The following is a 13472-nucleotide window of genomic DNA, read 5'->3' on the forward strand; positions in this document are numbered from 1 at the left end:
GATAGGGATGTTAAGTTTAATAGGGTTTCTAACTATACTGGCAATTGTTATTTTATTGATTAGAGGCAAAGTACAGCCAATCATTGCGATGGTATTAATACCTATATTAGGTGCATTTATTGCTGGTTTTGGTTTAGGAGAAATTGGCGAATTTTTTAATGAAGGAATTGCTACTGTAATGGATGTTGCTGTTATGTTCATTTTTGCAATTCTATTCTTCGGGGTGATGTCGGATGCTGGATTATTTGATCCATTAATTAATAAGATGGTGGCGCTTTCTCGGGGGAATGTTATTGCTGTAAGTGTAGCTACGGTATTTATTGCAGCTGTTGCACAGTTGGATGGTTCTGGAGCGTCGACATTTCTTATTTCGATTCCGGCACTGCTGCCGTTGTATAAACGATTGAATATGAACCCATATTTGCTGCTTCTTTTGATTGCAGGGAGTGCAGCTATCATGAATATGATTCCATGGGCAGGGCCTATAGGGCGTGCTGCTTCTGTGTTAGGTATGGATATTACGGAATTATGGTATCCGCTTATTCCAGTCCAAATCATTGGGATGGTCTTGATGATTGGTATAGCCGTATTTCTTGGATTTAGGGAAAAACAGAAAATTGAACAGCGCTATGGAAAACTGGAGGGTGCTGCTGCAATGGAGAAAGTTGCAAATGCTGACAGCACTGATGATGAGAAGCTTTCTTCCAATGAAAACCCGAATGCGCGCCCGAAATTACTTTGGGTAAATACAATTATTGTAATAGGTGTTATCACGCTGTTAGTAACTGGGGTTATCCCAGCTGGTCTTGCGTTTATGATTGGTCTTGGTTTTGCTTTGCCAATCAATTATCCAAAAATGAATGATCAATCGGAAAGAATTAAAGCACATGCATCAAGTGCCCTGACGATGGCAACCATTATTTTGGCCGCTGGAACATTTTTGGGAATTTTAACAGGTACGGGAATGCTGGACGCTATCGCAGAAGATGGTGTGTCCATCATGCCTGAAGCTGTTGGGCCATATTTACACCTGGTAATTGGTTTCTTAGGCGTACCTCTTGACTTACTGTTGAGTACTGATGCGTATTACTTTGGATTGCTTCCGGTTGTCGAACAAATTGCGTATGGTTTTGGCATAGAATCTATATCTACCGTATATGCGATGATTATTGGTAATATCGTAGGGACATTTGTTAGTCCGCTCGCACCAGCAGTTTGGCTGGCACTTGGTTTATCAGGCTTAGAAATGGGGCGTCATATTAAGTATTCGCTGCCTTGGTTATGGGGATTAAGCATTGTTTTAGTAATCATTGCCGTAGTTATTGGTGTTATATAAAAAGGCTATACTTTTTACTTCCGCCAATATAGGTAGGATGATAAAAAGCGAAAATAGCAAATGTAATATTGTGTTTATTGAAAAGCTGCTTCCCGGTTTATTGCCGGGGAGCAGCTTTTCCTTGTATATGTTATTAACGATAAACGTCTAATTGGAATAGTATAAATAACTGAATATGATTTGAATCGAGAGGTTGAGGTTAAATGGATAAAAAAACGAATAAGCATTCTATCCATTCAGAACAAGAAGACATTCAGATTTCTTACAGTTTGATATTAGCTTTAGTTGGGGGATTGCTGGCTACTTTAGGGGATGCTATAAGCACTTATGCTGCGGGGTTGGCGATTGATGAATTTATACAGGAAACGGAAGACCAAAATGTTAAAGACAGGCAGCTGGAAGAAAGACTTGCATCAATAGAAAGAAAATTAGATGAGTTTCAGAACAACACGTAATAACTGAATAACAGACGGTTACTTTTGTCGGCAATGAAATAATCACAGGGGCAGGAAATTGAATATGGATAATCATTGGAAAGCATTATTCGGATCATGGGACGGGGCTATAGGTACGCTGCTTTCTGCTATAGCCAGTACGCCTGCTTCTAAATTAAATGCAACATTGCAAAAGCATTTGGATGTATTAGGAAATGTGATGCAAGCTACTGGAAGTGCTTTAGCGTCAGACAGCGAAAAAGAGCTTACTTTAAATAAAATCGGAAACCAAGTACAAGCAATTGGAAACACCTCTGTGATTAGCGGAATAATCACTCCATGGAATGAAGAAACAACGAAAAAAATAACTATACAAAGAAACTTATTTCAAGCTGTTGGAAGCAGTATGGCTCTTCCTGGTTTATTAGATACAAAGGAGATGTACTTGGATACACTGTATGACATTTACGGTGCGCTGCTTCAAGCAATTGGAAATGCTTTGCAGGGTTTATCGGTCATTATGGAGCTGCAAGGGAAAAGAGGAGAAAATATTGATTTTGCAGGCAGTTGGATACAAACCATTGGAGCCTTTATCCAAGCTCTGGTACAAAGCAAATCATAATGTATTGACTAAGAAAAGACATTTCCGGAGTTTACACATTCAGTGCGATTAACTTGGATTTCTATCAAAGGTGAAAGTCTGGGATATATTCTTCTCCATGAATGGAAATGGTTAGAGATATATGTTTTTTCTTGTTATAGTAGATAAAAAGAAACTCCGTGAACGTGTTAAACATGACATAGGCATAATGGAAAATAGAGAAGCTGTGATAATGGGCATCTTTCCGAGGCGGATGAAAATGCAATAGCCTGAGATGTTTTGCTGTTTTGTTATCCATAGCTTGTATAAATAAGAGGAAAGTTTAGTATGCTACTATATAAGTTGAACGAATAAACCTGTCTTTTGTGCTTAAACAATGAAGTTATTTATTTTAGGATTAAGCATAATAGCTCGCGTAGTGTTTTTCCGTAGCGAGCAGCCAGAGGATAAAATATTAATTTCAAGTTATATAGAAAAAGAAATGAATCGATTTCTTATAAAAGGATGATGACAATGATTTCCGCACAACCAGCTATTAACCGAAAAAGTATTGTGATGCTATTACGTTTTGTTGCCGTTGGATTTTCCAGTATAGCAGCTATTTTATCGACAGTTTTGCCGCTTTTATTGTATACGGACTTGTCCGCAGGTACTGTGATGATCGTTGCTTCTGTATTATTAATCGGCGCTGTATTTATTCATGGCATGCTGACGCACACATTGAATGATATTGCAGATTATCAGTCAGGAACAGATCAACACAGTCCCGGTGTGCTTTCTGGAGGCAGCAAGGTACTAAAGACAGGCACGATGACTATGGGAATGTTGAAGCAATTGGGCATCTGGATGACTGTTTTTCTATTGCTGATGGCTGGTCTGTTTGCTGCGCTTGGGCTTATCGAATTTGCGGTATTAACTTTGGTTGGCATCTGGGGAGCAGTATCTTATTCATTGAAACCATTTCAATTAGCTTACTATCCATTTATAGGGGAATGGCTCAGTCTATTTCCCACGATGCTGATGCTGGGAATTGCTGCTCCTTGGGTTCTGCTTGGACAAGTTCCTGTCTGGACATGGCAAAATGCACTTGTCAATGCCATCTGGTGCATGGCATGGGTTATGGTTCATCATATCCCTGATCGGCATGCTGACCGAAAAGCGGTGCCCTTAAAGCAAACTTCCGTTGTGTGGGCGGAGAATATTTTTGGAGCAGTTGGTGCTAAATTCCCTGCCGTACTTTATTTTATCCTTATTGGTTTGCTGTTACTTTGGACAACTTTCACACGGCCGACCGGGGCAATTGGAGCTGGGATTCTATTGATGTATGCAATCTATCTCGTTGTCAAAATGGATATTGACAATGTAGAAAAAGTCACCAATGCTGAGAAAAAGCTGCTTATCCTTGCTTTTGCTACAGCTATATGGCTTGGGGTATTTATATAAACAGTGGGATTATCACATTCTTTTGCAAGCATAACGAACACCTTGATCATTAATATTACGGCAATGCACTCCTTTCTATAAAATAGGCAATGGATGTTTTTCATTAAAAATAGGATGAATGTTTCCGTTTTCCTAGTATAATGAAATATAAGGAGTGTTACAGAATGGAGAAGAGAAAGTACGACAGATCAGATTTTTACTTTTGGAAAATTACCTTCTGTTTAGCGGCGGCTTCTTTTTTTATATTTGCAAGCCTTTATGTGGTTCAACCGTTATCCCCGGTTTTTGCCAGAGATTTTAATGTGTCTGTATCAGAAGCAACGTTACCTTTATCCATGAATGTTTTTGGTTTAATTCTTGGATTAATTATCCTTGGGTTTTATTCGGATCGAGTTGGCAGGGTTTCCCTTATTAAATGGTCCTTGGCTATTTCCGTTATCCCGTTTCTTTTTATTGCTATGACGGATTCATTTGCTTTACTTATTGTGATGCGATTCATCCAGGGGTTTGCTATGGCCGGTTTGCCTGCAGCTTCCCTTGCCTATATCAATGAGGAAATCCAGCCTTCGAGTGTTGGCATTGCGACAGCTCTATACATAGCCAGCAATGCTTTTGGAGGGATGGTGGGAAGGGTTCTAGCGAGTTATTTAGTGGAAGATATGGCATGGCAGACGGTATTTTATATTTTTGCAGGGGCAGGCGTGTTTATTGCAGCATTGGTAATCATGTTTCTTCCCAAATCTCAATTTTTTGAACACAAGTACCTTCCGTTCCGAAAAGACATTGAAGGAATGATTTTTCATATAAAAAATCCGGTCATGCTTTTGTTTTTTGGTATGGGAATTATTTTTCAAGTTTCGTTCACATCTGTTTGGACTTATTTGCCATTTTATTTGGAAGGCGATCCATTCTTTCTTTCCCCACAAGCGATATCTTATACATTCCTTGCATATGGGTTTGGAGTTGTCGGGGCGCCGGTTGCTGGGTGGCTTGCCGGTTCTTTGGGGCTGAATCGAGTTCGAATCGCAGGAATTATAACACTATCTGCAGGTATTCTCATGACAACGATTGTATCACTGCCATGGATTATTGCCGGTTTATGTGTGATTTGTCTGGGGTTTTTTACAGCCCATTCTTTAACGGCAACGTTTGTAACAGAACAGGCAACGCATCATAAGGGGAGTGCATCCAGTTTATATCTTGTGTCCTATTATATTGGTGTAGCATTCGGAAGTACGGCAGTGGGGCCTATTTGGAATCAAGCAGGGTGGCATGCCCTCGTATGGCTCGCAGGGATATTGCCGATAGGTTATTTAATTTTTGTTACACTTGTGCAGAAAGGAATAAAAAAATCAGCTTCCAGTAGTTAATGCACCTCAATTGGATAAAAGCAGCGTCGTTGAAAGTAGAATATGTAGGAAAAAAACCGGACAAAAATCGAATGTCCGGTTTTTTGATTATCTGAAGCTTTCTGGATAACTTCCTATATCAATTCCTAAGAATAAAGGAACCAATACATAAACGGTTAGAGTAATTAAAATAATACCCAGAATATTTAAGGAAAATCCTGCTTTGGCCATCTCCGGAATACGAAGATATCCGGATCCGAAAACAACGGCATTTGGCGGTGTAGCTACAGGAAGCATAAATGCACAGGATGCAGCTAATGAGGCAGCGAACATCAAGACAAACGGGTGTACATCAATGGCAGCTGCCAGCGCTGCCATAATTGGAAACATCATCGTCGCTGTTGCCGTATTGGATGTGATTTCAGTTAAGAAATTAACGAGAGCAGTTACAGCCAGAACAATAATGATCAAGTGGATTCCCTGTAATGCTGTTAATTGTTCTCCGATCCAATCGGATAGTCCGGATGAAGTGAATCCGGCAGCAATAGACAACCCGCCGCCAAATAGAAGCAAAACACCCCAAGGCAGCTTGGCGGCACTGTTCCAGTCAATCAAATGGTCTCCTTTTTTATTCTTGGCAGGAATTAAAAATAAGATAATGGCACCTGTCAAGGCAATGATAGCGTCATCAATATTCGGATTTAATTTATCAAGGAAGAACGAACGGGAAATCCAAGCTAATGCCGTTAAAATAAAAATGACAAAAACAGCTTTTTCTTCATAGGATGCAGCACCGAGTTTCTTCTTCTCGTCGTCTATTATTTTCTTTCCCTCCGGCAGTTGTTTCGTTTTTAAAGGGAAAGCAATTTTTGTTAAATAGTACCAGGCGATAAAAATAAATATCCATGCAAAAGGTACGCCAAATAACATCCACGAAGCAAAAGATAAATTAACGCCATACATCGTATTTACTGAACCTGCCAATATGGCATTTGGCGGTGTTCCAATTAATGTAGCCATTCCGCCAAGGGAAGCAGAATAAGCGATACCTAGCATCAATGATTTTCCAAATGCAAAGTTCTTTTTGGAAGATTCCACACCGGTTTCTTGCTTGATTGTATCAGAAACCTGGTAAATAATAGCTAGCCCGATAGGCACCATCATCATGGCTGTTGCGCTATTGGATATCCACATCGATAAAAATCCGGTGGCAATCATAAAACCGAGTACGATACGGTCAGTGTTTGTTCCCATGACAGAAATAATATTAATGGCAATCCTTCTATGCAGATTCCATTTTTCCATCGCTAATGCCAGTACAAACCCTCCCATAAATAAGAAGATGGTGTCATCCCCGTAGGCAGAGGTTGTTTCTCCAAGCTCCAAACCATTTGTTAAAGGAAATAAAATAATAGGCAGTAATGCTGTGGCTGGAATTGGTATGGCTTCTGTCATCCACCATACAGCAATCCAAATCGTACTGGCTAAAACCGCTTGTCCTTCTTCGGATAATCCTTCAGGAGATACAAATAATAAAGTAATAACGAATAATAAGGGACCAGCAATAAGACCTATGATCTGTACCGGCGAATAAGGGCGTTTTTCTTTATCCTCCTTATCATTGTTATCGCCATTGTTATTGTTCCCTCCGTTTGCTTCATCAGGCTTGTTCCATTTTTTCTGTTCCATGATTTTTCCTGGTTTCATGAAAAATCGGAACATATCTTTTACCTGATCATGTTTTTCCCAAAGCCAATTCCAAGTAGTATGAATCATCCTTTTCACCCCATTTAAGTATAAATCTACTGAAATTGTAAACGTATTCATTTTGTAAATCAATGAATACAAAAGGAGTTTCGAATTTTCTTTCAACCCGTTTCCCTCTAATTAAAAGAAATTGGGAATAAGTGGCGCCGGTGAATTCCTTTTTAAATTACGTCAGATGGGAATAATGAAAAGTGTGAAAATGAGGGTTAAATCATGTTGTTGCTTTTTTGAAAACGTATCTTTTGTCTAAAATGTGTAATGTGCTAGTTGTTTTTGTCAAAAATGGACAATGTTATTTGCTTGTTTATAACCTACAATTTAATTAAGAAATCAAATATATTTATTATAAAAGGGAGCGTGTCATATCATGGATAAAACAAAAAAACATGATCCAAATTATTATAAAAAGATAATTGTGGCATTGTGTTTAGGGTGGGTAGCTATCTGGATATATCGTACAATCCTTACGCCAATATATCCACAGATACAAGAATCACTCGGTGACGTCGGCAATACGGAAATGGGGCTTGTTGCTTCTATTTATTTCTTTGCTTATACAGGAATGCAGATTCCTTCCGGGGCGCTTGTTGATAAATTTGGGCAGAAAAAGGTATTAATTCCTGCATTTATAATCTTTGCGCTGGCTGCTGTTGTCATTGGTACAAGTACAACGATTATGCAAGTTTATGCTGGTGCGCTATTAGCGGGACTGTCTACAGGTTCTTACTATGGTGCAGCCTTCTCCCTATCGGCAAAACATACACCAAAAGACAAGAAAAGCTTTGCTAATGCGATTATAAACAGTGGTTCCGCATTAGGTATGGTTATTGGACTGATTGGTGCTTCTGTTTTAGTAGGCGGACTGCAAATTCAATGGAACTATATGCTTTACATGACTGCTGTCATTGCAGTGGCTGTAACATTTGTATTTGTCTTGTTTATTAAACAAGACAAAAAAACAACTGAAGATGATGGAGAAGAGGAAGAAGGGGAAGAACCTGCTCCAGATGTAGGTTCTGCAGCAAGTGCAGGTCTATTTTCTCTTAAACAATTGGTTATTTATTTTGTTTATTTTGCAACGTGTTACGGTTACTACATGATTGTTACATGGTTACCATCATTCCTGGTCTCCGAAAAAGGATTTGAACAGGGCTCTGTAGGTTATGTATCTGCATTGGTTGCAATTGCGGCTGTACCTGGTGCGTTGATATTCACGAAATATATCGACAAAAATGCACATCACCGTCTGCCGTTAATTTTCTTCTTGCTTATTGCAGCAGCTGCAACAATCAGTTTGACTGTATTTTCACCAAACCCTATCGTGCTTTATATCGCTCTGATCTTATATGGCTTGTTAGGTAAGCTTGCAATTGACCCAGTTCTAATCACTTATGTTTCTGACTCTGTACCTGGAGATAAAGTTGCCAGAGCGCTGACACTCTTTAACTTCTTCGGTATGAGTTCATCTGTTATTGCTCCGGCATTAACTGGTTATATTGGAGATGTGACTGGATCACAAGTATTGGCATTCTATATCGCAACCATCCTTCTTGCTTTAGCAGCAGTGCTATTTTTCTTCTTGGTTATGTTAAGACAGAAAAAAACACCAGCTACCTAATAAGATGGAAAACAAAAAGGAGAACTTTTAATGGTTCTCCTTTTTGTTATAAAGTTATTTTCTCTGAGGCAAATAAAGCTAACCGAATACCCAAAGATGTTTCCGGCGATTCGACAGATTGCCCTAATATTTCCTCGCATTTTTTGATGCGGTATTTCACCGTATTACGATGAATAAAAATTTCCTCCGATGTCTTTGTCAGGTCACACTGATTTTCCATGTAGACATTCAACGTATCTTTCAATTCTTTTCCTTTTGTTGTTTTGGGGTAGGCTAAAGAACCCAGCGTATACATAATAAATGGCTTTAATTTATTTGCCGGTATGAGTTGCAGCAATTCTTCTACGCTTTTGGACTTATACAGCTCAATAAATTCATGTTCGCCTTTTTCATATTTATTATCATAAGCTTCATTTGCTTCGAAAAATGACAATGGCAGCTGCGAAAGTTCGGAAACTTCATTGCCAATACCAAAGGAAAGCGTGCTGTCGAAGAAGTGTTGATACTCTTTTTGAATATATTTACAGTATTCGTAGTAGTAGTGATGCCCTGTTTGTAAAAGAATTGTAAATCGACGCTGTCCAGTAGACATATATATGCTGATGGAAGGATCGATATTATGAAACATATGTTTCAGCCATTCAAATGTCATTTGGTATAACTCATTCAAGTAGACACTGTTTTCGATGTTCTTTTCCCTGTCGATTCCGCAAATAATCACTTGGTAGAAGTCAGAAGACTGGATATGATATTTTTTCAACAGATCGGTGTGTTGTGTCAGCGAAATAAGGTTATTTGGCTGTTCAGACATTAATGATGAGAAAAAGTGATCCGTGTCCCGCTGTTCTGCTTCTTTAATTTTACTGTTTTTGTAAATTTCAAGACTGAGTATATTTACTGCTTGTTCGATTGTCAGTAAACTAATCGGATAGTTGAGCATATTCACATTTGAGATAATTAAATAGTATGGAAAGTATTTAAAGGCGGGAACTTTAAATATGGCATAGTCTTCCTGAAAAACGGTTTTATGGTTTGCATTGTTTTGCTCTGAGTTTAAATATCTTCTGAAATAATTAAGGTTTTTTTGAACCAGCTCCGAGTGCTGGTGAAAGTGCTGGCTGTGTGACTCCACTTCATGGAATGGATTAATCAGCATGACGGGAACTTTTATAAGCCTGCTTAAGCGTTCAATCATCATGTCCAGGTTCAACCCTTGAATAAGCATGTCATTTAATTCCTGCTGCGTATCTAAGGCAAAATGCAATTTTTCTGTTTCTTCGTCCATAATAAAGGATGATATATGGTGCGTAATGGAACCTAGATTCCAGCTTTCCGGAATTTCGATGATGGGAAATTGCAGTTTGTTTGCAAATGCTAATACGTCATCATCTATTTTTTTTAAAAATCGGGATAGTTTAATTCCCAGACCTGCAACTTGTATATCATTTAACTCACGAATAAGACTGATAAGTCCGGATTGGTTATCTTTATAATTCATCCCTGTAGTGACAATGAATGAATGTGGTGTTGTAAAATCCTTGATATCAGGCGTTTCTGTAATATCGACCATTTCTACCGTGCGTTCGAGGTCACCTTGCTTATTCAGCAATGTTAAATCTGAAAATTGAAGTACAGATAATATATCTTTTAACGTTGTCATAAAAACTGCCTCCTCAACTTTGTTCGTAAAAGATAAAATAAAAGTAAAATATGTCAAATGCGACAAAGTTAACCTGCTTCTTGGAGAGTACACTATCTTTGAAAGTTATTATACGTATCGTCCTCTATAAAAGGAGAATTATTATGCTTGAACAAGCTCAAGGTAAGCAACGTAACCCTTCATTTTATGAAAAGCGCGGTTATAATAAGAATATCATGCCAAAGACACTTGAACAAAGAAATACATCCGCGTTTTAATTTCTTTACATTGTGGGTAGGATCTGTTTATAATATTCCAAATTATACAGCAGTCCGCGGTTTTTTGCTCTTTATATTAAATAGGTTTAAAAAATAGGGGAGGATGATTTGATGAATTTTGATGCGATTATTAAAAACGGTATTGTTATTCTGGAAAATGAAGAACAAGCAGTAGAAGTAGGAATTAAAGACGGTAAAATTGCAGCAATCGGTAATAATTTGGGTACGGATGCGGCAATCATTGATGCGAAGGGGACTATCGTGTCGCCAGGTATGGTTGATGCGCATGTGCATATCACAGAACCGGGCGGCGGTTATCGAGATGAATGGGAAGGTTATGATACAGGGACCCGCGCAGCAGCGAAAGGCGGTGTCACCACAATTATCGAAATGCCTTTAAATCAAGTGCCGGCTACAGTTAACCAAGCGTCTATTCAGGAAAAGTATGAAGCCGGCGAAGGAAAATTATCTGTAGATGTTGCCAGTTATGGCGGTTTAGTTCCGTTTAACTTAGATGGTGGTATTCAAGAGTTAGATAATAATGGTGTTGTTGGCTATAAATGTTTTCTGGCAACATGCGGTGACCGTTCAATAGAAGGCGACTTCATGAATGTGGATGATTATTCTCTGTATGAGGGGATGAAACAAATTGCAAAAACGGGAAAAATATTATCGGTTCATGCTGAAAATGCAGCCATTACGGATAAGCTGGGAGAAATAGCAGCCAAAAATGGGGAGACCTCTTTACGTGCTTATGTGGATTCACGACCCGTATTTACCGAAGTGGAACCAATCCAGAAAATTATTTTGTTTGCTAAAGAGACAGGATGCCGTGTCCACATCGTTCATGTAGCTTGTGAAGAAGGTGTCGATGAAATTATAAAAGCACAGCAGGAAGGTGTTGATATCACCTGTGAAACGTGCACCCATTATTTATATTTTTACAAAGAAGAATTGGATGATATTGGCCCTGTTGTAAAATGCTCTCCGCCAATCCGGGAGCAGTCACGCTTAGAAGGAATGTGGCATCGCGTATTTGATGGAGATATTTCATTTATTACATCAGATCATTCCCCGTGTACACCTGATTTAAAAGATACCGATAATGCGTTTGAAGCATGGGGAGGTATCGCTGGTTTACAAAACAATGTCGATGTCTTATTTGATGAAGCGGTACAAAAACGCAACATGTCGCTAAGTCAATTTGCAGATATTATTGCAGCAAACCCAGCGAAGCGTTTTAACCTGGATACGAAAGGAAGTATCACTGTAGGAAAGGATGCAGATTTCGTATTTATTAAAAAAGATGCTCCATATGAAGTGAAAAAAGAGAACTTAGCTTACCGAAATAAAATCAGCCCATATGTCGGTCGTGAAATTAATGCACAAGTCGTAAAAACAATACTTCGCGGCGTGGAAATATATGACAAGGAAAAAGGGATTTCGGATGAAAAAACAGGGACATTTATAGATTGATTCAAGAGAACTTCCCCATAAAAAATGAATTCTATATGGTTCGCAAAATAAAGTGTGGAATCAGGTTAGAAAAATCAAAAATGGGGAAATTATTTTGTAAGAAAAGAATATATCCTGTCAGGAGTTGTCTGCACGACGGCAAAAGCATTATTTTGGGTACAATGCTTTGTTAAAACATGCATTTGTGAATAGTGCATAAAACAAACACCCAGAATTGTTGTTTATGTCAATGATTGGTTTTGCTTAGGATTTTATAATGGAAATAGATAAAAAAAGGGAGTGAACAAGGAATGGATATTCAATCAACCTTTGAAGCGTTAGACAAGAAATTTACAAGTTTCGGCGGGTTGGATCAAGGCGGTATCACTCGTCTATTGTATTCACCTGAGTGGAATGAAGCGGTTCGCGAATTGGAATCAACCTTTAAAGAAGAAGGTTTAGAAGTTAGTTTTGATGATATCGGTAACTTATCCGGACGCCTTGTAGGGAGCAAGTATCCTGAAGAAACCATCTTATCAGGTTCGCACATCGATACAGTAGTCGAAGGCGGTCACTTGGATGGACAATTCGGTATTCTATCTGCACTGATTGCAGTGAAATACTTGAAAGAAAAATACGGCCAGCCATTGCGTACTCTGGAAGTATTATCACTTGCAGAAGAAGAGGGAAGCCGTTTTCCGTATGCATTTTGGGGAAGCAAAAGCCTCTTCAATTTAGCGAATAAAGCGGATGTTGAAACGATAGCAGATGCAGAAGGAATTAAATTCGAAGACGCTATGCGTGAATCCGGTTTTGATTATCGTCAAACGGAAAAAGTCCGTGACGATATTAAAGCATTTGTGGAAGTGCATATTGAACAAGGAAAAGTCTTGGAAACAGAAGAAAAAACCATTGGCGTAGTAAATGGGATTTTCGGTCAAAAACGCTATACAATCAATTTAAAAGGCGAAGCAAACCATGCAGGTACAACACCAATGTCACTGCGTAAAGATACAGTTGTTGCATATAGTGAAATCGTCAACGATTTAACAAAACGGGCAAGAGAAATCGGGGAACCGCTTGTATTAACGTTTGGTCACGTCACTCCTGTTCCAAACACTGTCAATGTTGTCCCTGGGGAAATCACTTTTTCCGTAGATACCCGGCATATTGATGAAGCGGCCTTGAATGATTTCGCAAAAGAAATTGAAGCTAAAATCCAATCTGTAGCAGAAGCGAATGATATGTCCTATGACATTAATTTGTGGATGGATGAAGCACCAACATTAATGGATGAAAAAATCATTAATACAATCGAACAGGCTGCCAAGGATAATGTAGGGGAAGCCTATAAAGTTATGCCTTCTGGAGCTGGTCATGATTCTCAAATTTTCGCAGATTTTGTTCCGACAGCTATGCTGTTTGTTCCTTCTATTGATGGCATCAGCCATAATACAAATGAGGAAACGGAAGTAAAAGATCTTGTGAAGGGAATTGAAGTACTGAAAGACGTACTGTATGAATTAGCTTATAAAGAATAATTATTATATAA

Annotated in this window: 10 protein-coding genes; 8 read left to right on the forward strand and 2 right to left on the reverse strand. The window is 38.7% G+C overall.

Going from position 1 to position 13472, the window contains the following annotated elements; genetic code table 11:
- Positions 1–7: 7 nt before the first annotated feature.
- The 5 genes from ACFQ19_RS03270 to ACFQ19_RS03290 all read left to right on the forward strand — a co-directional run bounded on the left by ACFQ19_RS03270 (position 8) and on the right by ACFQ19_RS03290 (position 5184).
- The gene (locus ACFQ19_RS03270) at positions 8–1336 is read left to right on the forward strand and encodes a CitMHS family transporter (RefSeq protein ID WP_379590572.1); all 1329 of its coding nucleotides are present in this window, start codon (positions 8–10) and stop codon (positions 1334–1336) included.
- Positions 1337–1539: 203 nt separating this feature from the next.
- Entirely contained in the window at positions 1540–1791 is a 252-nt protein-coding gene (locus tag ACFQ19_RS03275; protein WP_379590574.1) for a hypothetical protein, read from the forward strand.
- 64 nt (positions 1792–1855) lie between these two features.
- Entirely contained in the window at positions 1856–2392 is a 537-nt protein-coding gene (locus ACFQ19_RS03280) for a DUF6944 family repetitive protein (protein ID WP_379590575.1), read from the forward strand.
- 492 nt (positions 2393–2884) lie between these two features.
- Positions 2885–3814 (forward strand): prenyltransferase, encoded by a 930-nt coding sequence (locus tag ACFQ19_RS03285; protein WP_379590576.1) that lies wholly within the window; start codon positions 2885–2887, stop codon positions 3812–3814.
- 164 nt (positions 3815–3978) lie between these two features.
- On the forward strand, positions 3979–5184 hold the full coding sequence (locus ACFQ19_RS03290) for an MFS transporter (RefSeq protein ID WP_379590578.1): 1206 nt from the start codon (positions 3979–3981) through the stop codon (positions 5182–5184).
- 87 nt (positions 5185–5271) lie between these two features.
- Here ACFQ19_RS03290 and ACFQ19_RS03295 read toward each other — a convergent pair whose 3' ends face one another.
- Positions 5272–6939, reverse strand: coding sequence for an SLC13 family permease (locus ACFQ19_RS03295; RefSeq protein WP_379590579.1), 1668 nt, complete (start codon positions 6937–6939; stop codon positions 5272–5274).
- 358 nt (positions 6940–7297) lie between these two features.
- On the opposite strand from ACFQ19_RS03295, the gene ACFQ19_RS03300 reads away from it, so the two are divergent.
- Complete coding sequence (locus ACFQ19_RS03300) at positions 7298–8548, forward strand: MFS transporter (RefSeq protein WP_379590580.1); 1251 nt, start codon at positions 7298–7300, stop codon at positions 8546–8548.
- A gap of 46 nt (positions 8549–8594) precedes the next feature.
- Here the strand turns inward: ACFQ19_RS03300 and ACFQ19_RS03305 are convergent, their stop codons facing one another.
- On the reverse strand, positions 8595–10208 hold the full coding sequence (locus ACFQ19_RS03305; protein ID WP_379590581.1) for a PucR family transcriptional regulator: 1614 nt from the start codon (positions 10206–10208) through the stop codon (positions 8595–8597).
- A 368-nt stretch (positions 10209–10576) separates the two neighbouring features.
- Here ACFQ19_RS03305 and allB point away from each other — a divergent pair, with 368 nt between their 5' ends.
- A complete protein-coding gene (gene allB / locus ACFQ19_RS03310; RefSeq protein WP_379590582.1) occupies positions 10577–11941 on the forward strand; it encodes an allantoinase AllB in 1365 nt (454 codons plus the stop codon).
- Positions 11942–12231: 290 nt separating this feature from the next.
- On the forward strand, positions 12232–13461 hold the full coding sequence (gene allC / locus ACFQ19_RS03315; protein WP_379590583.1) for an allantoate deiminase: 1230 nt from the start codon (positions 12232–12234) through the stop codon (positions 13459–13461).
- Positions 13462–13472: the final 11 nt, after the last annotated feature.

The sequence above is a fragment of the Oceanobacillus locisalsi genome, assembly GCF_042675985.1.
Taxonomy (GTDB): domain Bacteria; phylum Bacillota; class Bacilli; order Bacillales; family Amphibacillaceae; genus Oceanobacillus; species Oceanobacillus locisalsi.